Raw genomic sequence first — 22,900 nt, 5'->3', positions numbered from 1 at the left:
ATAATCACAAAATAAATTTCGTGAGGGGTATGATATGTTAAAAACAATCAATACAGGTAAGTTTGAGTTTTTAGATAACAAGGGAAGCTTTAAAATCGGCAGAGCCGAGGACACAAGCTACCTTTATTTTCCAATAGCTGGTGAGAAGGGTTTAAAGTCATCTGTTACACCAAATCTTGGTGGTGACGCTATGGTAAATCAGGAAACCTTTCTTCTCGAGCCAGTGAGCGTGGAGAACCTCCACAATAATAAAAATGGCCGTAACTTCTGGCTGTATATGGACAACGGTTCTGTATGGTCAGCTGTTGGTACTTCTGCAGAGCAGGAGAGTAAGAAATTCACAATGGAGCAGGATGAGAGCCTTGTTTCCGCTGGCTTTATGTGGCATACCGCTACAAGAGCAAACAGTAGCCTTGGTGTATTGGCAGAGATTACTTCATTTGTACCTGTAGATGCAAATGTTGAAGTCATGTCAGTAACAATTAAAAATATCTCCGAACAGACAAAGGTTATAACCCCTATTGCAGCAATTCCTATTTTTGGACGTTCTGCAGATAACCTTCGTGATCATAGAAACGTTACATCTATGCTCCACCGAATTTCTACTATAGAAGATGGTGTTACTGTAAAGCCAACTATGTCCTTTGATGAGAAGGGGCATAGACTTAATAATAAAACATATTTTGTAATTGGATTTGATGAGAAAGGCAATAAGCCAGAGTCTTTCTTCCCTACAGTAGAGTCTTTCATAGGTGAGGGAGGAAGCTTCTCAAAGCCTAGAAGTGTATATCGTCAGGAAGCAGGCTGTGGCGCTGGTGAAAGCTTCGCTGGTCTTGAGGCTGTTGGTGGATTAAAGTTTGCGAAGGCTACACTTGAACCTAAGGAAGAAATCGTATATACGGTATTAATTGGTGTGGCAGAAGATCAGGCAGAATTTGATGACGCAAAGAAGAAGCTTGCATCAAAAGCTGATGTAGAAAAAGCACTTGAGGCTACAAAGGAATATTGGAAAAACAAAGTTAATGTTAGCTTCCACACAGGAAACAAGGAATTCGATGAGTTTATGGCATGGGTAGCATTCCAGCCATTCCTTAGAAGAGTTTATGGTTGCTCATTCCTTCCATATCATGACTACGGAAGAGGTGGAAGAGGATGGAGAGATTTATGGCAGGACTGCCTTGCACTTCTCTTCATGGAGCCAGATGACGTTCGCAAGATGCTTGTTGCAAACTTTGGTGGTGTCAGAATGGATGGTACCAATGCCACAATCATCGGTGACGGTCTTGGCAACTTTATTGCAGATAGAAATGGAATCGCAAGAGTCTGGATGGACCACGCGTACTGGCCACTTAAGACATTGCTTTTATACATACATCAGTCTGGTGATTATGAGATTCTCAAGGAAAAGGTTCCTTATTTCAAGGATTCTATTGTCCACAGAGGAAATCTTATCGACAAGAAGTTTGAAACAGAAGGCAATCACCAGTACAGCGAAGGTGGAAAGGTATACGAGGGCTCAATCATCGAGCATCTTCTCGTTCAGAACCTTTGCGCATTCTACGAGGTGGGAGAGCACAATACATTAAGGCTTCGTGGAGCTGATTGGAACGATGCTCTTGATATGGCATCACATAATGGTGAGTCCGTTGCATTCTCATACGCATATGCTGGAAATCTTAAAGACCTTTCGAAATTGATTCAGGAATATGCAGAGAATACCGGCATCGATACTATTTCCATTGCCTCTGAGCTTAACGTTCTTTTGGATTCATACGTTCAGATTTACGAATCAGTAACAGAAAAGACTAAGCTTTTAGATAAGTATTGCAAGCTTGTTGAAGGAGATGTTTCTGGTAAGCAGATTTCTATTCCAGTATCTACATTGGTTTCTAAGCTTATGGAAATGTCAGAATGGTTTACAGAACATCTGAATAAACAGGAATGGATTTCAGGTGATGAGGGCCAGGGATGGTTCAATAGCTACTACGATGATAGCTGTCGTAGAGTTGAATGCTACGATAAGGATGATGAAAAAACTCGCATGATGCTGACAGGTCAGGTGTTTGCAATTATGGGTAATGTGGCAACTGACCAGCAGATAGAATATATAAGTAAGGCTGCAGACAGATATCTGTACAGGGAAGAGATTGGAGGTTACAGGCTGAATACTGACTTCCATGAGCTTAAGGGCGACCTTGGCAGAATGTTCGGCTTTGCTTACGGGGAGAAAGAAAATGGCGCGGTATTTTCACATATGGCTGTGATGTATTCAAATGCATTGTATCAGAGAGGCTTCGCTAAAGAGGGATACAAATCACTTAATGCTCTTTCAGAAGCTTCTATGAATTTCAATATAAGTCACATGTATCCAGGCATCCCTGAGTATTTTGATGCTAAGGGTCGAGGTAAATATCCTTACCTGACTGGAGCAGCATCATGGTATTTATTGACTATGATTACTGAGGTGTTTGGCGTTAAGGGGGAGGCAGGAAATTTGGTTCTTGCTCCTGCACTTTTAAAAGAACAGTTTGATGAAGCCGGCGAGGCTAAGATTAGTTTGAACTTTGCTGATAAGAGATTTGATATCGTATATGCGAATGCATCAAAGCTTCAGCAGGGCACATATAAAATAAAGGCGGCCAGCCTTAATGAGGGCCAACTCGCCTTTGATGAAACTAAGGTTACTATCTCACGAGAAGTTATTGATAACCTTCCAAAATGCAATAGCATTATCGTGACTTTAGGATAACATATCTTCATTCTTCATGGGGGATATAATCCATTATATCCCCATCAGTTCCTTTCCAATGAGTACCGTAATATTTTTCACGGTACTTTTTTGGTGTAAGGCCAGTCTCTTTCTGGAAGAGTTGGCAGAAATGACTCTGAGACGTAAATGAAAAATAATTTGCTATCTCAACAAGAGAGTAATCGCTATATCTAAGAAGATTCTTCGAAGCTTCCAATTTTGCATTTCTAATATAATCACTAGTGGAAACACCTAATTCCTCTTTGAAAAGACGTGAAATATAGCTGGCAGAGTTGCTTGTGTATTCTGCAAGATCCTTTACAGTGATACGGTCTTTTAAATGAGAGAAGATGTAATTCATACATTCTGTCATAGGACGTGAAAGACCTGCATTCTGACGAATGATTTTCATCTTGCCAGTGTAGTCAGTGACCATTCGGTCGTGAAGCTGCTCCATCTTTTCTATAGAAGTAATGTCATCTAAACACTGAATGTAATAATCTGAAAGTCTGTATGATTTTTCCATTTCCATTCCATTATCTACACAAAGACGAGAAATAATGGCGACAGAAACAACGAAATGATATTTCAGATTCTGTAGAGGATCCTTTGAAAGAATGCCAACTCCTGCTTGATTCAAAAACTCATGCTTTAAGCAGTTTTCACGGATGGCATCAATATCCCCCTTGGCAACCTGCTGATAGAATAACAGCTCGGCATTCTGATGACGATGAACAACCTCATCACCGTCGTCATTCACATTAATAAATAAATTACTCATATTACTCATTATTTTATCCTCTATAAAACGGATTAAATTTTTAGAAAAGCATAGCATGATTTTTATATTTTAGCAATGAATTTGATATTAAAAAGATTGCCGAAAAATTAATATAGTAAACGTTTAAGGGAGATAAAAACGGAATCCCAAAGTAGTTTTCTTTAAGGAGGAAAAAGTAATGAAAAAAAGAGTAGTTAGTCTTATGCTTGCCTTCTCTATGGTAGCAGGACTTACAGCTTGCGGGGGAGACGCAGCTGGTAACAACAGCGGTGCAGCAGATGCTAGTGCGGATAGCAGCTATGTTGCAGAAGGCGAAGAAGGAAAGGTAATTAACATTTACTGCTGGAACGACGAGTTCAGAACAAGAGTTGAGGCAGTTTATGACAAGGTCGATCACACATCTGACGATGGAACAATCACATACCTTACAGATGGTACAGAGATTCACTGGACAGTAAATCCTAACCAGGACGGTGTATATCAGAGCAAGCTTGATGAGGGTCTTTTAAACCAGGCTACAGCAGCAGATGATGACAAGATTGATATGTTCCTTTCAGAGACAGATTATGTTGTTAAGTATACAGACGCTGAGGCAGATGTAGCTATTCCACTTACAGACCTCGGTATTGACCCAGAAACAGATTTAGCTGATCAGTATGACTTCACAAAGACAGTTGCTTCTGATGCTAACGGAGTACAGAGAGGTTCTACATGGCAGGCTTGCCCATGTCTTTTCGTATATCGTAGAGACATCGCTCAGGATACATTTGGAACAGATGATCCAGACGAGATTCACGCAAAGGTTGCTGATTGGGCAACAATGAAGGCTTCAGGCGAAGAGCTTAAGGCTAAGGGTTACTTCACACTTGCAGGTTATGCAGATACATTCCGTGCTTATGGAAACAGCATTTCAGCTCCATGGGTTGAGGAAGGTTCAACAGAGATTAACGTAGATCCACAGATCATCAACTGGATTAACGATTCTAAGGATTGGCTTGATGCTGGTCTTCTTGATAAGAACATCAAGGGTCAGTGGACAGATGATTGGAACAAGTCAATGGGTTCTGCTTCAAAGGTATTTGGTTTCTTACTTCCAGCTTGGGGTATCGATTTCGTACTTAATCCAAACTGGGATGGCGAAGCTGGTGAATGGGCAGTTACAGATGGTCCACAGGCATTCAACTGGGGTGGTTCTTTCGTTCACGGTTGTGCTGGTACAGATAACCCAGAGCACGTTAAGGAAATCATCCTTGCTGTTACAGCAAACAAGGATAACCTTATGAAGATTACAAAGGATTATCTTGATTTCACAAATACACAGTCTGGTATGAAGGAAATCGCAGAGGACGAGAGCTTTGGTGCTGAGTTCCTTGGCGGTGAGAATCCATTCAAGTACTTCCAGCCAGCAGCTGCATCTATCAAGATGACAACACTTTCACCATATGATCAGGGTTGTGTAGAGCTTATCCAGAGCTCATTTGGTGATTACTTCCAGGGTCAGGTTGACTTCGAAACAGCTAAGGCTAACTTCGAAAAGGCTATTATGGAGAGATATCCAGATATCACAGCTGTTAACTGGCCAGAATAGAAATATCTAATTTAGCTTTCTCTATTCATCCCAAATATATATGGGGCAGGCATAAGTCTGCCCCGACTTTTTAAGGAGATTTACATTATGAAAAAAGCAAAAAGTATAAGCCGAGCAAAGTATGGCTACCTTTTCATATTGCCTTTCTTTGTGACTTATTTCATTTTTTCATTGATACCACTGTTAGACACGATTAGGTATAGTTTTTATGAATATTACCGCTCTGGTCTTCGTATCGTAGGACCATCTTTCGTGGGATTTGATAACTATATCAATGTGATGGGTGCGGATTTCTTCACATATATGGGAAATACCTTTATCCTTTGGATGATTGGATTTGTTCCGCAGATTATCATCGCACTTCTACTTGCTTCATGGTTTGTAGATGTTCGACTTAAAATCCGTTGTGAACAGTTCTTCAAGGTGGTGATATATTTACCAAATCTTATTATGGCATCAGCATTTGCAATGTTATTCTTTACTTTGTTCTCAACATCAGGTCCTGTTAACAACATCCTTACAGGTCTTGGAATTGTAAATGGACCAATTGATTTCATGGGAACACCAGTAGGAACAAGACTTCTTATTGCACTTATGAATTTCCTTATGTGGTTTGGTAATACAACAATCATGCTTATGGCGGCAATTATGGGTATCAGCCCTGATATTTTCGAGGCTGCATCAATCGATGGCTGCACACCTAGACAGTCATTCTTCCATATCACATTGCCACTTATCAGACCTATTTTGACTTACACATTAATCACATCACTTATCGGTGGTCTTCAGATGTTTGACGTTCCTCAGATCCTTACAAACGGACAGGGAAATCCAAACAGAACAAGCTACACACTTATTATGTGGCTCAACAACTTACTTCGCGCTCCAGATTACGGTCGCGCAGGTGCACTTTCAGTTTATTTGTTTATTGTCAGCGGTATTCTTTGCCTTGTTGTTTATAAGATGGTAAACGGACAGGATAATGATGCAAAGGCTGAAAAGAAAGCTGCCAAGAAGAGAATGAAGGCAGCGAAGGGAGGAAAGAACTAATGGCAAGAAAAGATTTTGCGGGAGTTGCAAGAAGCTTCATAGCACATTTAGTTTTAATTATTCTTGCTTTTATGTGCTTATTCTTCTTCTATATTTTGATTATTAACTCTACATGTTCGCATGCAGATTTACAGAAGGGCTTCTCAGCTCTTCCAAAGAATTACTTCGGTAAGAATTTTAACGCAGTTGCTAATGACGGTACATTCCCGATGATGAAGGGTATCGGAAACAGTATTATCGTATCCAGCCTTTGCGCTGCAATCTGTACATACTTCTCAGCACTTACTGCTTATGGACTTTATGTTTATGACTTCAAGCTTAAGAAGGTGGCATTTACATTCATCATGATTATCCTTGTAATGCCTACACAGGTTACAGCACTTGGTTTCCTTCGTCTGATTACAAATATGGGATTATATGATACATTAATTCCACTTATTTTACCTTCGATTGCATCACCAGCTGTTTTCTATTTCATGTACAGCTACCTTCAGTCAAACCTTCAGCTTTCACTTGTTGAGGCTGCAAGAATTGATGGTTGCTCTGAGATGAAGATATTCAACAGAATTATCTTCCCTATCATGAAGCCAGCTGTTGCAGTACAGGCCATCTTCACATTCGTAGGTTCATGGAATAACTACTTTGTTCCAGCACTTATTCTCCAGTCAAAGGAGAAGGCTACAGTTCCTATTCTTATTGCTACTCTTCGTGGTGCTGATTATATGAACTTCGATATGGGAAAGGTTTACATGATGATTACTGTTGCAATCGTACCTATTATCATCGCGTACTTGTTCCTTTCAAAATTCATCATTGCAGGTGTTGCACTTGGTGGTGTAAAGGAATAGTGCTCCTTTAATTATTGAGTCTCCTTCGGGAGACTCTTTTTTTGTCTAGGATAATTATCAGATAATATTCTCTAAGACATGAACTTTAATAGATAATTCACAGTTTTTTAATCTAAGTTCCCTATACTAATTGGGTAGACATATGCTTACTAATAGGGCAGGAGGGGAAAACTTATGAGAAAGCAGATTAGTGTGTGGATGTGTTTGTTCCTGGTTATGGCCACTGTTTTGGGTGGTTGTGGAAAGCAGGAAGAGGCAGCAAGTGGTGATGCTGGTGATACATCTGCTGGTGGCTCAATTACGATGGTAAACATCAAAAGTGAGATTAATTCTCAGGTTGAAGAGCTTGCTAAGGCTTATCAGGCAGCCACTGGCGTGGAGGTAAAGGTGATTAATGTCCCAGCTGGTGTTGATGCACAGGCAACATTAAAGGGATATTATCTGTCTGACCAGATGCCAGATATAATTGCCTGCGAGGCTTCGGGCTTTGGTAATTGGGAAGGTCTGCTTGTAGATATGAGCAATCAGGACTGGGCAAAGAGAACAGAGGCCGCCTATGTAGACAGTACATATGGAACTCTGGGCTTCCCTTATACTACAGAGGCTATCGGATTGGCATATAATGCTGACATTTTAGAGAAGTGCGGTGTTGACCCAGCGTCTATCACAGGACCAGATGCTCTTCGTGCTGCTTTCGAAGCAGTAGCTGCTAATAAGGATGCATTAGGACTTAAAGCAGTAATTGGTTATTGTGCAGAGCCAGTTAATTTAGGCTGGTCAGCTGGTAATCATATTACTGGCGCATATATAGATTCTGGATTGGCACGTGATGATACAACCTACATCGATATGATTGCAAATGATAAGAAGGTGGATGATTCCAGATTCCTAAATTTTGCAAATATGATAGGTTTGTTTAATCAATACTCTGACCCAGAGCTTTTAACAACTGGTATTTACGATGATCAGGTTGCAAATTTCGCAGCTGGAAAGTACGCATTTATCACACAGGGTTCATGGATTGGTGCATCTCTTACCTCTTCTGAAGCTTATGCAGCCGCTGGAAGCTTCAAGGTAGGAATGGTTCCATATGCATTTGAGGATGGAATGGAGACAATACTTACAGCGGCACCTTCATGGTGGGCAGTATTCAAGGAAGGAAATGTGGCAGCATCTGAGGCGTTTCTTCAGTGGTGTTCAGAGGATGCAGGCCAGAAGATTTTGGTAGAATCAGCAGGTTGTGTAAGCCCATTTACAGATTGCAAGTATGTGGCTTCAGATCCATTCGCACAGACTATTTCAGACTACATTGCGTCAGGAAAAACCTCCAACTGGCATTGGATGAACCTGCCTGAAGGTATTGGTAACGGAGAAGGAGGCTTCTGCTACAGCTATTATAGATATGCAAATGGAGAGCTTACTGCGGAAGGCTTTAGGGATGAGTTCAATCGTACCATTGAAGAATGGTACGCTAAATTATAGGAAGGGGGGTGTTTGTTATGAGTAAGAAGGATAACGGAGACGTAAAAGTAGGCGGAATTCATTCAATAGTTGTACAGATATCTCTCTTAAATATTGGTATGCTTATAGCATTTTTGATAGTTATGGTTATGATCATGACATCAATGAACACCTCTACAAGCACCAGTGTTGAGATGTTTGATTCAATGATGAATCTGACTACACATGATGCAAAGCTGAAAACAGATATTATGTCTCTTTATGATCAGGTAACTGGTTATATAGCATCAGGCTCAGCAGAAACGCAGGAAGCATTGTTGCCTCAGATAGAAGTGGCTAAGTCTACAATAGCAGAGGATATTTCACAGCTGACCACAGATTTTGCCGCATACAGCAATGAGGACGCAGCAGCACAGCTTCAGGAAATTGAAGCTCAGTACGACAGAATGTGCTCATTTATTGATAAGGCAATCGAGAAGTGTGATGCTGGAGATCAGGATAACGCATATGCGATACTCTTTGATAAGGCAGAGATTCAGAAGGTTGCTATTATCCATTCAACAGAGATTTTGGATGAGGCAATCGAAGAAAACTCTTCAAATACCAAGTCTAATATGAATTACCTTCTTAAGAGAGGAAATATTATAGCTGCAATCGGTATTGGTATTTTCATTTTACTTATTATCTTCAACTTCCTCATGACCTATAGAAGTGTAGTTGCACGAATCAAGTCTATGAGTGCTGAGGTAAATGATATTATCGATAGCATCCAAAGGGGACAGGGCGATCTTACAGCAAGAATTAATACAAAGACCAGATCAGAGCTTCTTTATATCAAGAATGGTATAAATCATTTCATCGAGACACTTCAGGGAATTATGAAGGATGTTAAGGATGGTACAGGAGTACTTAGAGATAGTTCTGAGGAGGTTAACTCACAGCTTCAGATTGCAGATGATAATGTAACAAGTTCCTCTGCAGCACTTGAGGAGCTTTCAGCTAATATGGAATCTGTAGTTGGTATTCTTGCATCAATCAATGAGAGTGTTGAGGATGTTAAAGAAGCAGCTGAAAAGATTACAAATCAGGCTGAGGAAGGCTCGCAGACAGCAAACGAAATTAAGACTGAGGCAGAGGAGCTTCAGATTAAGGTTAATACCAAGAAGTCAGATGTAGGCATTAAGATGGCAGATCTTTCAGAGACACTTGAAAAGTCAGTTAAGGATTCAGAGAAAGTTGATCAGATTAGTGATCTTACAAATGATATTTTGGACATTGCCAGCCAGACAAATCTTCTTGCTCTTAATGCTTCTATTGAGGCTGCAAGAGCAGGCGAAGCAGGAAAGGGCTTCGCAGTTGTTGCTGATGAGATTAGTAAGCTTGCTGCTAATTCAAGACAGACCGCAGCTACTATTCAGGAGATAGCCAGTGAAGTTACAGCGGCAGTTAAGACTTTGGCTTCCAGTGCAGAAGAGGTTCTTGATTTCATCAATGGAACTGTAATCGGAGATTATGATGAGTTCGTTGATACTGGCGAGAAGTATGGACATACTGCAGAGGTTATGAACGAGATGCTTACAGAATTTACTGAGAAGGCAGAAAGCCTTAATGTAATTATGAAGGATATGGTTGATTCTGTAGATACAATTACAAATTCCGTTCGTGAAAGCTCTACAGCAATTACTATGAGTGCAGAGAATTCAGCAGAGATTGTTACTGGTATTAAGAACATTTTCAAGGCCATGGACAAGAATACCGAGGTTACAGAGCAGCTGAACGATACAACTCAGAAATTTACATCTCTGTAAAATAATAGTTGCAATTAGATTTGGTGCAACGTATAATACGGACATGGGTTAAAAGGTTTTCGCTTATTATGGCGAAAACCTTTTGTTGTCTAAAATTCTTTTTTATCTCTTTTTATCCCCAACAAAAGGTTCGAGCTCTGTAATTATAGTTTTATGTAGTAGAGAGAGGTCGACGATGACAATTGGAAATAAATATAGAATAACTGTGCTTACCAGCAGGCTTATTCGAATGGAGTATCAGGCTGGTTATGATTTTGTTGATGCACCAACTCAGATGGTGGTGAACAGATCATTTCCAAAGGTGGAGTACACAACACTTCACAAGGATGGACTCCTTATTTTAGAGACAGATGATTTGATTTTTAAATACGATGGCAGGGAGTTTTCCACAGATGGTCTGACTATTGAGCTTAAAGAAAACGGCGAGGTTTGGCATTATAGCATCGTTTATGGAAATTCAGACAAAAACCTTTATGGTACTGCCCGTACACTTGATAACGCAGATGGTGGTGTCTGTCTTGAATATGGAATTTTTGGAGAAAAGGGTTTTGCTGTCCTTGATGACAGTGACAGTGCATTGCTGATTGATGGAGAATTTGTAGCAAGAGAAAATAAAGGGCATGATCTTTATTTCTTTGGATATGGAAAGGATTACAGAGGCGGATTGAAGGATTTCTTCACACTTTGTGGAAAAACACCTATGCTGCCTAGATATGCGCTTGGCAACTGGTGGAGCCGTTATTATGCCTATTCAGCAGAGGAATACAATCAGCTTTTAGATAAAATGGAGCAGGAGAATATCCCTGTTTCAGTGGCAGTTTTGGATATGGACTGGCATGTTACAAATGTTGATCCAAAGTACGGAACTGGCTGGACAGGCTATACCTGGAATGAAGATTTATTTCCAGATTATAAGGGCTTTTTGAAGGGACTAAAAAATAGGGGACTTGCAACAACACTTAATTTACATCCAGCAGATGGAATCAGAGCATTTGAGTCAATGTATGAAAAGATGGCAAAGAGACTGGGAGTGGATCCTGCCAGTGAAAGACCAATTGAATTTGATTTTTCAGATGCTGAATTTAGAAAAGCTTATTTTGATATAGTAATGGATCCTTATGAGGATGATGGTGTGGATTTCTGGTGGATAGACTGGCAGCAGGGCACCGGAGAGGAAAATGCTGTAGACCCATTATTCCTTTTGAATCATTATCACTATGAGGATTCAAACAGAGGAAATCGTCGTGGAATGATTTTCTCTCGCTATGGCGGAGTGGGAAGCCACAGATATCCTGTGGGATTTTCAGGAGATACTGTAGCTACGTGGAAGAGTCTGGATTTTCAGCCTTATTTCACAGCGTTGTCTTCAAACATTGGATACGGTTGGTGGAGCCATGACATTGGTGGCCACATGATGGGCACAAAGGATGAGGAGCGTCTTATAAGATGGATTCAGTTTGGTGTATTCTCTCCAATTATGAGATTACACAGCAGCTGCAGCCCATTCTTCAATAAGGAGCCTTGGAATGTTTCTGAGCCTTATAGAAGAGTTATGGGAGAATTTATGCGCCTTCGTCATCAGCTGATTCCATACATCTATTCTATGAATTATAAGATGTACACAGATGGTCAGATGCTTTTGGAACCAATGTATTATCGTATAAACGATAAGAAGGATGCTTACGAGGTAGGAAATGAATATTTCTTTGGAGATAATCTTTTGGTAGGAGCAATTACTGAAAAGACAGATGATAATCTCCGTATGGCAAAGGCAAATATGCTTATTCCAGAGGGCGTCTGGTTCGATATTTTCACAGGCTACAGATATACAGAAGGCAGAAGAAATCTTTACAGAACAATTGATTCCATTCCAGTTCTTATTAAGGCTGGTGGAATAGTGCCATTATCATTGAATGTTGGAAATGATGTAAGTAATCCAGTAAACATTAAACTTCTTATCGGTGCAGGAGAAAATGGTGAGTTTACCATGTTTGAGGATGATGGTTGCAGCAAGAACTTTGAAAATGGAGATTTTGTAACCACAAGATTTACCACTGAATATATTAGTGATAGGAATGTCACTCGTGTAGTTATCCATGGGGCAGAGGGCAATCTTTCACTTATTCCAAAAAAACGTACATACGAAATCCAGGTTATTGGTTTGGAAGGAAAAGTGGAGAACCATCTTACTCCTGAGATTCCAGTTCAGCAGGATTATATCTGGGAGATTGAAGGAAAGCTAAGAGTTGAGAATGATATTGAGGCTGCAGCGTTTTCTATCCTTGAGAATGGCTGGATGGATATCTTGGAAAAGGAGAGAACCTTTGATGCAGTCAGAAGCTGTAAGTCTATGGATGAGCTAAAGCAGTGGATTTCAGGTGCTAATATTAACCTTATGGTTAAGGATGCTTTGCTTGAGTTAATGTAGGTGAATTAATTGACAATCAATTGGCAAAAGGCTTATAGTTATTAGTGGTTAATCGTTTAATCTAAGAATGGGGAATAAAGATGAATTTAAAAGATATTGCGGCACTTGCCGGGGTTAGTACCGCTACAGTGTCAAATGTTCTAAATGGTAACAACAGCAAGGTTTCTCAGGAAACCAGAGAAAAAATAGAAAAAATCATCAAAGAAGTAGACTATAAGCCAAATGCCATGGCCAGATCTCTCGCTAAAAAAGAGAGTAAGATTCTTGGTTTGGTGGTTCCATATATAGGGGCTGAGGATGATTTCCTCATGAACCCATACTATGCCCGCATGGTGGCTGCCATCGAGCGTTTTGTAAGAAACAGGGATTATTATCTTATGCTGAGATGCGTTCCAGACTGCAGGGCGGTAATACCTCTGCTTTCTTCATGGAACGTAGATGGAGCATTTTTCCTTGGTGTAATGGAAAAGGATGTGGCAGAAATACAGGAAGCTCTGGGTGCGCCTGTAGTATTTCTTGATACATATTCAGACATCAAGGATACAGTTAATGTTGGTCTGGATGACTATAGAGGTGGATATCTTTCTGCCAGATATCTGGCTGGAAAGGGCCATAGAAATATAGCTTTAGTCTGCCCTGACTATCATGAGACAGGAGTAGTAAGAGAGCGATATCTGGGCTTTACTGCAGCCCTGAAGGAGCTTAATATAGATTTTACTGAGGATGATGTTTTCAAGGTAGATACTATATACAAAAACGCAGTAAGCACTGGACTGGATGTGATGCTTGCAAAGAAGAAATACACTGCCGTAGCCACCATGTCGGATGTGGTTGCCTTTGGTGTAGTAGAAGGAATAAAGCAGTGTGGTCTTAAGGTGCCGGAGGATATTTCCGTGGTCGGTTTTGATAATTTACCAGAGTGCGAATTCATGACGCCTAAGCTTACTACAATTTCTCAGGATTTTTCTGCCAAGGCTAAAGCAGCTGTGGAAGGAATGTTCAGGATTCTTGAGGGAGAAAAGGATGGCGGAGAAGATCTGCATTTGCCGGTGCAGCTGATAGAACGTCAGTCAGTAAAGGATATAAGTGAATAAAAGCGTCAGCAAAGCTGACGGATGAGGTGTAAGGCTTCCCATTTTCGGGGAAGCCTTTTTTGTATTTTTTAGCCAAATTAAATTGGTCTCTTTTTGTCAATTAATCACAAAATAAAAAATCCCTCTTGACGATTTGGGGTTCGATGACTATATTTTAGTTAAGCGATTAACCTAAATAAAACCCAAAGAAACAAATGAAGAAGAATGTTTAACTCTTTAAAATGAGTTAAACGCAAAACCAAAGAAAAGGTATGGAGGGAACAAAGAATGAAAATGAAAAGATTAGTAGCTACCATGCTTTCGGCTGCAATGGTAGCAGGCACAGTGGCAGGCTGTGGAGCTAACAGCGGAAGTAGCGAGGGTAGCGCTACAGCTTCTACAGCTCAGGAGGGAGAGACACAGCATGTCACACTTAAGATCTGGGTACCTGAAGAAGAGGTAGAGATTACAGATGCAATGGTTAAGAAGTTTGATGAGATTCATGATGAATTTAACATCACATACGAGATTGCAGTAGTTGGTATAGACGAGGCGCCACAGGCTCTCGATACAGATGCTGATACAGCCGCAGATATTTTTTACACACCATCAGGTGGTGTAGCTGATCTTGCAGGAAAGGGACTCCTTCTTCCAATCACAAAGGATTATGAGCAAATCAAGGATGAGCTTCCAGAGAGTGCTTTAAATGCAGTTACAGTGGACGACATCACTTACGCAGTTCCATTTTCACCAAATACATTTTTCATGTACTACAACAAGGATCTTCTCACAGAGGAAGATGTGAAGGATCTGGATACTATCATGGCTAAGGATTTAGGAGATGGAAAGTACAACTTCAGTACACACATCACTGATTCATGGTACTCAGAGATGTTCTTCCTTGGAAATGGATGTACATTATTCGGTGATGACGGTAAGGATGCAACAGATTGCACATTCAACAACGAGGCTGGTCTTGCAGCTGGTCAGTATATTGTTGATCTTGTAAAGAATCCTAAGTACATCGAAGATTTAGATGGAGCAGGAGGTTCTGAATTCAAGGCAGGAAACCTTGGTGCTATCACATCAGGAGCTTGGTCAGCACCAGAGTTTAGAGAGGCACTTGGGGACAAGCTTGGAGCAGTTGCACTTCCTACAGCTACAATCGGAGGCAACAAGGTTCAGCTTTCAAACTTCGTAGATTTCAAGACAATCACTGTTAAGTCAAATACACAGTATCCACTTGCAGCACAGCAGCTTGCAGTATTTATGGGAAATCCAGAAAACTGTCTTACAAGATATGAGAATCAGGGAGATATTCCAGTGCTTGAGTCATTGGCTTCTAGCGAAGCTATCTCAGCTGATTTCGTAGCTAAGGCACTTAACCAGCAGGCATCTTACGCGACAAACCAGCCAAGTATTCCAAAGATGGGAGACTATTGGGATCCTATGAAGGCTCTTGGCGAAGGAATCTACTATGGCGATATTACATCAGCAAACCTTCAGGCTCAGCTTGATTCATTAGTAGACAGCATTACAGGAACTCTTACAGAATAGAAGAAATTATTATGATTAAGGATATTTATACAAAATTATCATATGTGGTCTGGGGTCTTTTAAATATTATCCACGGACAGATAGTTAAAGGTTTGATTTTTCTTTCATTAGAAATTTCATACATACTCTTCATGATTATTAGCGGGGCGAGAAATCTCGCCCAGCTAATCACTCTTGGTGACAAGCTGCAGGGTATGAATTTCAATGAGGAAATCGGAATATACGAAATGACAGCCGGAGATAACTCCATGTTGATTCTTCTCTACGGAGTAATCACAATAGTTATTTCATGTGTTGTTATATCAATTGGATTATTTTCAGTTTCATCTGGAAAGGCTGCCAGAGACAGAGCTTTGGCAGGAAAACATAACAACAACTTTTTGGAGGATGTAAGAAGTCTTTCAAACAATAACATCCGATTTTTATTACTCAGTGTTCCAGTGGTAGGACTTATCGTATTTACGGTAATGCCACTTCTGTACATGATTCTGATGGCATTTACAAACTACGATCAGAATCATCAGCCACCAGGAAATCTTTTTGACTGGGTAGGAATAAAGAACTTTATAACATTGCTTTCTACAGGCGACAGACTGGCATCTACATTCTGGCCTGTACTTGGCTGGACTCTTGTATGGGGATTTGCAGCCACATTTACCTGCTATTTTGGTGGAATGATTTTAGCAATGATTATCAATTCAAAGGGTATTAGATTTAAAAAGTTCTGGAGAACGATATTCGTATTTACCATGGCAATACCAGGTTTTATTTCGCTTAGAGTAGTAGCTACAATGCTAGGTGAAAAAGGAATATTCAATGTGCTTCTTCAGCAGTGGGGATTTACCAATGCAGCACTTCCATTTTTATCAAATGCTACATGGGCCAGATTTTCAGTTATCATTGTAAATTTCTGGATAGGTGTTCCAGTTACAATGTTGATGGTGAGCGGCATATTAATGAATATTCCAGGGGAATTATATGAGGCAGCTAGAATCGATGGAGCAGGACCTGTGACCATGTTTAGGAAGATTACCTTCCCATATATGTGGTTCGTAACTACTCCATATCTGATTTCAAACCTGATTAGCAACTTTAATAATTTCAACACTATTTATTTCCTGACAGCAGGTGAACCACACACTCTTGATTACTATAAGGGTGCAGGAAAGACAGACCTTTTAGTTACCTGGTTGTACAAGCTGACTAAGGATAGCAACGACTTTAATTTAGCGGCAACAATCGGAATTATTATATTTGTTATTTCAGCGATTTTTACCCTGATATCATTTTCAAGGTCAAATTCACTTAAGAATGAGGAGGGATTCAGCTGATGAAAAAGGCGGTTATAGGATTAAATATAAAGTATTTCACAAGGGCAGTAGTGTTTGGAATATTGCAGTTCATCTGCTTGTTCCTCCCTTATGTGAATATTGAAGGCAGCAAGCATAATTTTTTCCACATGACATCAATGTTAATTCACACAGAGGGTGGAAGTAAATTAAATGTAGTTGTCTATGGAACTATCGTATTTACGATATTATCCTTTGGCTTTGTGGTAGTGAATCTGATTTCAAAATCAAAGGTGAAGGTGCAGATATGGCAATGTCTTCAGGCAATTAATACAGTGGCCATAACAGTATTATTATTTTCAACGAAGACAATAGTTGAAAAAGCTGGATTGGCCAGGGGATTCTTAAACAAGGATCTGGGATTAGGTTATTATGGTGGATTCATTTTTGCTTTTCTTACATTAATCTTTGTTATGAAGCTAAATGAGACAAACACTGGCTATATTGTACTTACTATAATGGGAATTATTTGGATGTTTCCAATCCTTTGGATTTTACTTACAGCCCTTCGTGCAGAGCAGGGATATTATGTAGGATATTTCTTCCCAAAGGGACTTACACTTTCAAATTTTACAAAGCTATTTGCCAAGGACAGTGTAATTCCATTTGGAAAATGGTGGGTAAACACATTTATAGTAGCTATCTGTGGATGTGTGTTAAACACACTGATTATTCTTGCTACATCATTTACATTGAGCCGTACAAGATTCGCAGGACGAAAAGCATTTATGAACGTGCTTATGATTATTGGTTTGTTCCCAGGATTTATGTCGCTGATTGCAGTTTATAACATCCTTAAGGGAATCGGACTTAATCAGTCACTTGTGGCACTTATCATTGTAAGTGCAGCGGGAGCGGCTATGGGATATCACGTAAGCAAAGGCTTTTTCGATACTATTCCAAGAGCTGTTGATGAGGCAGCCATAATTGACGGGGCATCACGCTTACAGATTTTTACTCACATTACATTGCCTCTTTCAAAGTCAATTATCGTATATACGGCACTTGTTAATTTCCTTGCAGCATGGTCGGATTACATTTTCCCAAGTATGCTGTTTGGCGATAAGCAAAGCTCGTACACAGTTGCAGTAGGTTTATACTGGTTGACAGATTTCAGACGTATCGATAGATATTATACACAGTTTGCTGCCGGGGCAGTGATAGTAGCAATACCTATTGTCATTCTATTTATATGGTTACAGAAGTTTTATGTAGAAGGATTATCCGGTTCTGTAAAAGGTTAAATTACATGCGCAACTCTTTATAGGGTTGCGCATTAAAATGACAAAATAATGCTATTGACCTTTTTGTGTCAAAGCCTTATATTTTAAATTAATGGGGGAAGGAAATCTCTAAAAATACTTATGCGCAAGTAGTTGCGCAGATGCCTTAGGCAAGCATCTAAAAACTAGTATGTTTAGGGAGGTCACATTAATGAAAAGAATGGGTAAGATGGCGAAGAGATTCGTCGCAGTTGCCATGTCACTTGCCATGGTAGCAGGCATTCCTGGTGCAAATCTTAGTGTATTTGCTACACAGGGAATGGATTCAGTTCAGGCAGCATCTGCTGTCACAAGGTCATCAATTCATGATGGCACAATTCTACACGCATTTTGTTGGAATTTTAATACCATAAAGGAGAAGATGCCAGAGATTGCAGCTGCAGGCTACACAGCAGTTCAGACATCACCAATCAATGATTGTCTTTCTATCCATAACGGAATGGCTCTTTATGGAGACACAGAAGACGAAGGTCGTTGGTACTATCACTATCAGCCAACAGACTGGAAGATTGGAAACTATCAGCTTGGCTCACGTGCTGAATTTAAGGCTATGTGTGACGAGGCTGACAAGTACGGCATTGGTATCATCGTAGATATCGCTCCTAACCACACAACACCTTTATATGATCAGGTTTCTGAGGATTTAAAGGCAGCTGCAGGTGGAGAGGATGCTCTTTATCACATCGGCGCAAAGGTTGAGAATGGCGATGATGGTGGAATGAAGTATGACAACCGTGTATCTGTTACATACGATGCAATGGGTGGTCTTCCAGACGTTGATACAGAGAATCCTGGATTCCAGGAGTACTTCTATGATTTCCTTGAAGATTGTATCGACTGTGGAGCAGATGGTTTTAGAATTGATACTGCTAAGCACATCGCACTTCCTGATGACAAGGTACCAGAGGAGTATGCAGGTCAGGATGACAGAAATAACTTCTATCCTAATATGAAGTCTGCCATTGATGCATATGGTTCAAAGGACTATGCAGACCTTTTCGTATACGGCGAAGTACTTGATGGCGATGCATCACGTGTTGCTGCCTATCAGGATATGCTTGGCGGAACAGTTGCCAGCAATTACGGTGGGGCAATCAGAAATGCTACATCTTCAGGCAATGTTTCTGTAAAGAAGCTTCAAAGCTACAAGATTAGTGATGACACATCTATGGGAACTACCTACACAGCTGATTCAAACAAGCTTGTAACTTGGGTAGAGTCTCACGATAACTATATTAATGATCACAGCTATAACGAGGTTGACGACAGAGAAGTTATCCTTGGATGGGCAATTATTGCAGCACGTGCCGATGGAACTCCACTTTTCTTCAGCCGTCCAGAGGGAAGCTCAGCTGAGAACCCATGGGGTGCTAATCGCATCGGCGATGCAGGTAGCGATATATACAAAGCACCTGAGGTAGCTGCTGTTAACAAGTTTAGAACAGCAATGGAAGGACTTTCTGAGAATCTCAGAAATCCAGGAAATAACTCATCAATCTTAATGATTGAAAGAGGTACTAAGGGAGTTGTAATTGTAAATGCAAGCGAAAATGATTTTGCACTTGATTCGCAGACTAATCTTTCAGATGGAACTTATGTTGATTCAGTAGAAGGAAGAGACGGACTTTATACAGTATCAGATGGAAATATCTATGGAACAGTTCCTGCTAAGTCAGTAGTTGTTCTTGATACACCAGCTGATGGAGATTATTCCACGATCTTCTTTCACAACACCGATGGTTGGGCTAACGTTAGCGCTCTTGTTAACGGTAATAGTTATGCTTGTGATTATACACAGGATAACTGGTGGAAGGTTACCATTCCAGAGAAGGAATTTAAAGTAGTATTTACAGATGGAACAAATAAGTCTGCTGAGTTTAAAGTAACTTCTAAGTCAGGCAGATTTATGACTGCAAAGTCAAATAAGATATATGGAAGCAAGGCTGAGGCAGAGGACGCTCTTGGCATTGTTACAAAGACAGTTTACTTCCTCAACACAGAGGAGTGGAAATCCGTATATGCGTATGCGTGGACAGACGGAACACAGCACTTTGGTGGATGGCCAGGTGCACCAATTGTTAATGAAGAGGGATACTGGTGGAAAGCTGACGTAAAGATGGTTGGCGACCATGACTTCTCAATTATCTTTAACAACAACGACGGCGCTCAGACAGTTGACATTTCAATGTCAGACATGAGCAAGAATGTAATCGCTATTTCAGCAGATCAGCCAGGTGGAAATCTTGTTGTAGACAAGTATTCTTCAAAGGCTGAGGCAGAAGAGGCAACAGGTATCAACGGTACATCAACAACCGTTCATTTCTATGATGCAGCTGGTTGGGGAAATGTAGGTGTTTATACATGGGGCGATGTGGATATGGGAAGCTGGCCAGGTTCTCAGTGTGAATATGAGGGAGATGGCTGGTGGAAGAAGACTATTGAGTGCGCTCCAAGCTCAAACTTCAACATCATCTTTAACAATATGCCAACAAGCGATGATGACAAGCGCCAGACTGAGGATATGAAGTGCGACAGCTTGAAGAAGGTTTACTTCATTGGCGCTAAGTATAAGTATGCTTCAAAGGCAGCAGCTTTAGATGCACTTGAAAATGATAATCTTAAGTTAGAAAAGAATCTTCATCCAGAGCTCAATCCTATCGAAGAGCCAACAGACAGACCTGTTGAGGAAGAGCCAGCTTTAAAGGATGGCGAGGTAAAGATTTACTATTACAACAAGGCTGACTGGGATGAAGTTAGCATGTATGCATGGACAGATGGTGCCAACACAGAATACTTTGGTGGATGGCCAGGAAAGCAGATGCAGCACATCGGTGGCAACTGGTATTCAGTAAGTGTCAGCGAAGATGCATTGTCACATAATGGATTACATCTCATCGCTAATAACAATGGTAATGGTGAGCAGATTAATAATGTTGACCTTATTTCTGAGAGACCTGATGTAAATGAAAAGCCTCAGGAACCAGCACCTTCTAATCCAGAGGAGCCAAAGGCATTTAAGGCAATCGAAGAAGAGCCAGAGCTTGCAGAAGGAAAGACAAGAGTTTACTACAAGCTTGATGCTGACTGGGACAGTGACGTATTTATGTATGGCTGGCTTAAGAAGGCAGATGGAACGTCTGCGGGTTCACCACTTGGTGACTGGCCAGGAACAAAGATGACTCACATCGGCAACGGATGGCATTCAGTAGATATCGATAGTCAGTATCTTGAGGATGTAGTTGCTGATGAAGAGTTAGTAGAAGAGGAAGTTGCAGAAGAGACTGAGGAAGAAGCAGAAGAGGTAGCAGAGGAAGAGACAACTGAGGTTGAAGAGCCAGTAGCTACAGCTGCTGAGGAAGCTTCCGAAGAGTCTGGCGATGAGTCAGAGGCTACAGAGGAATCTGACGAAATCACAGTAGGCGATATTGTACATAATATTATTAATTTCATGCATAAGGTTAAAGATGCTGTTGACACAACATTCGCACCAATCACAGTACATGCTGAGGAAGTGGCACCTGTGCTTCAGTTAATCGTAAACGACAATGGAAAGCATGATCAGATTGAAGGTGACAAGACTCTTGTTACTACTGTAAGACCAAGCGAGGAGGAGCTTAAGCAGGAGGAACCAGCTGAGGAGCCAGAACCAACACCTACTCCTGAACCAACCCCAACTCCTACACCAGAACCAACTCCAGTGGTAACACCAACACCTACTCCAACACCAGAACCTACACCAGAGCCAGAACCAGCTCCTGCACCAAACCCAGGTACTCCAGTTGTTGAGCCAACACCTACACCAGAGGTTGAGCCAACACCAATAGTAGAGCCAACCCCAACCCCAACACCAGAACCAACTCCAGTGGTAACACCAACACCTACCCCTGAAGTTAAGCCAACACCAACTCCAGCTCCAGAAAAACCTTCTAGAGAGCAGGTTGAGAAGGTAGTTCGCTATGTGGTAGAGCAGGTAATTGTTTTTGTTAAAAAATTATTCGATTATTTCCGAGGCTTTTGGAGATAAATAATATGCAGTTTTATAGCCTGAGGCGTAAGCTTCAGGCTATTTTTTATATATATTATTTTAGTCTAATTATTATGAATTATTTTGCTTATTTATAACAAAATGTGTGTCATTTATACAAAGCGATTACAAAGTGCACAAATGCATCCAATAAGACTAAATTGAAAATTGTATTCTATTATCGTTGTTAACGCAGAAAAATCTTTATATAATCTTGAGCTTGTGTGACAAATAAGAACTCTATTATTTTGATATTTAGATTTTGGAGATAGAAATGAATAAGAGATTGATTGGAAACTCGGTACTCATGGGTTGTGTTATTTTGACGGTTTTTGTTGTTGTGGCTAAGAGAATAGATCAATTGGATAAGCGTAGATACAATTTTAGGAGCATTTTTTATATTTATAATTTCAGGAGCATTTATTACATACCTTATTATGCTATGCAAATATGGCGCTACAACAATTAATGAGGTTTATGAAAAATCTGTTCGTTCTATGTAATGAATGGGATTATAAAGCTTCTCGACTTATACAGTCGGGAAGCTCAGAGTGTAGACAAAGAGGATGCTGCAAAACTAAAATTTTGCAGCATCCTTTCCTTTTTTCTAAGATTATATTTTGATTTTTGTGTAAAAAGGCCTTCCTTTAGGCCATTTTCAAATCCCATTCTTGCTGTATTTTTGCCAGTTTCTTTAAATTCATACACGCAAAGGTAAGCGCGACTTTCATTATCATGCGCGCCTTACCATACATCTGTGTATATCTAAAACCATGATTCTCTTTAGCTGTTCCAAAGATTCTTTCAATGGTTTCTTTTCTGTGAGAGTATAAATCTTTCATACCTAAGGTATGTCTTATGTCTTCACATGTTTCCATGTATTCTTCCCAAACATGGCGAG

At 40.4% G+C, this 22,900-nt stretch carries 13 protein-coding genes and 1 pseudogene; 12 read left to right on the top strand and 2 right to left on the bottom strand.

Annotated elements, in window-relative coordinates; all coding sequences use genetic code 11:
- The first annotated feature begins 34 nt into the window (after positions 1 to 34).
- Entirely contained in the window at positions 35 to 2,749 is a 2,715-nt protein-coding gene (locus tag BLP54_RS08485; RefSeq protein ID WP_090168782.1) for a GH36-type glycosyl hydrolase domain-containing protein, read from the top strand.
- Positions 2,750 to 2,756: 7 nt separating this feature from the next.
- Here BLP54_RS08485 and BLP54_RS08480 read toward each other — a convergent pair whose 3' ends face one another.
- Positions 2,757 to 3,539, bottom strand: a complete 783-nt coding sequence (locus tag BLP54_RS08480; RefSeq protein ID WP_090168780.1) for a helix-turn-helix domain-containing protein — start codon at positions 3,537 to 3,539, stop codon at positions 2,757 to 2,759.
- Positions 3,540 to 3,708: 169 nt separating this feature from the next.
- Here BLP54_RS08480 and BLP54_RS08475 point away from each other — a divergent pair, with 169 nt between their 5' ends.
- From BLP54_RS08475 to BLP54_RS15825, 11 genes are all read left to right on the top strand, one after another.
- Positions 3,709 to 5,118 (top strand): ABC transporter substrate-binding protein, encoded by a 1,410-nt coding sequence (locus tag BLP54_RS08475; protein ID WP_090168776.1) that lies wholly within the window; start codon positions 3,709 to 3,711, stop codon positions 5,116 to 5,118.
- Between the two features lie 84 nt (positions 5,119 to 5,202).
- Positions 5,203 to 6,168: a carbohydrate ABC transporter permease gene (locus BLP54_RS08470; RefSeq protein ID WP_090168775.1), complete on the top strand. Its 966-nt coding sequence runs from the start codon at positions 5,203 to 5,205 to the stop codon at positions 6,166 to 6,168.
- Positions 6,168 to 7,016, top strand: coding sequence for a carbohydrate ABC transporter permease (locus tag BLP54_RS08465; protein ID WP_090168772.1), 849 nt, complete (start codon positions 6,168 to 6,170; stop codon positions 7,014 to 7,016). Before BLP54_RS08470 ends, BLP54_RS08465 begins: the two co-directional genes overlap by 1 nt.
- A gap of 174 nt (positions 7,017 to 7,190) precedes the next feature.
- Positions 7,191 to 8,498, top strand: a complete 1,308-nt coding sequence (locus tag BLP54_RS08460) for an ABC transporter substrate-binding protein (protein WP_090168769.1) — start codon at positions 7,191 to 7,193, stop codon at positions 8,496 to 8,498.
- 17 nt (positions 8,499 to 8,515) lie between these two features.
- The gene (locus tag BLP54_RS08455) at positions 8,516 to 10,285 is read left to right on the top strand and encodes a methyl-accepting chemotaxis protein (RefSeq protein WP_090168765.1); all 1,770 of its coding nucleotides are present in this window, start codon (positions 8,516 to 8,518) and stop codon (positions 10,283 to 10,285) included.
- 175 nt (positions 10,286 to 10,460) lie between these two features.
- The gene (locus BLP54_RS08450; RefSeq protein ID WP_090168763.1) at positions 10,461 to 12,713 is read left to right on the top strand and encodes a glycoside hydrolase family 31 protein; all 2,253 of its coding nucleotides are present in this window, start codon (positions 10,461 to 10,463) and stop codon (positions 12,711 to 12,713) included.
- Between the two features lie 80 nt (positions 12,714 to 12,793).
- A complete protein-coding gene (locus BLP54_RS08445; RefSeq protein WP_090168760.1) occupies positions 12,794 to 13,807 on the top strand; it encodes a LacI family DNA-binding transcriptional regulator in 1,014 nt (337 codons plus the stop codon).
- Positions 13,808 to 14,074: 267 nt separating this feature from the next.
- A complete protein-coding gene (locus BLP54_RS08440; protein WP_090168757.1) occupies positions 14,075 to 15,343 on the top strand; it encodes an extracellular solute-binding protein in 1,269 nt (422 codons plus the stop codon).
- Positions 15,344 to 15,354: 11 nt separating this feature from the next.
- Positions 15,355 to 16,674: a carbohydrate ABC transporter permease gene (locus BLP54_RS08435; protein WP_081660297.1), complete on the top strand. Its 1,320-nt coding sequence runs from the start codon at positions 15,355 to 15,357 to the stop codon at positions 16,672 to 16,674.
- On the top strand, positions 16,674 to 17,936 hold the full coding sequence (locus BLP54_RS08430) for a sugar ABC transporter permease (protein ID WP_207646780.1): 1,263 nt from the start codon (positions 16,674 to 16,676) through the stop codon (positions 17,934 to 17,936). The genes BLP54_RS08435 and BLP54_RS08430 overlap by 1 nt, the downstream gene beginning before the upstream one ends.
- A gap of 190 nt (positions 17,937 to 18,126) precedes the next feature.
- Positions 18,127 to 21,999 carry a starch-binding protein gene (locus BLP54_RS15825; protein ID WP_176754515.1) on the top strand — a complete coding sequence of 1,291 codons (3,873 nt, stop codon included), beginning with the start codon at positions 18,127 to 18,129 and terminating at the stop codon, positions 21,997 to 21,999.
- Between the two features lie 665 nt (positions 22,000 to 22,664).
- Here the strand turns inward: BLP54_RS15825 and BLP54_RS08405 are convergent.
- Positions 22,665 to 22,900, bottom strand: a pseudogene (locus BLP54_RS08405) (transposase); the annotation flags it as partial.

Source organism: Pseudobutyrivibrio sp. 49 (assembly GCF_900100545.1).
Lineage (GTDB): Bacteria > Bacillota > Clostridia > Lachnospirales > Lachnospiraceae > Pseudobutyrivibrio.
This window is presented reverse-complemented; position numbering and strand designations above follow the sequence as displayed.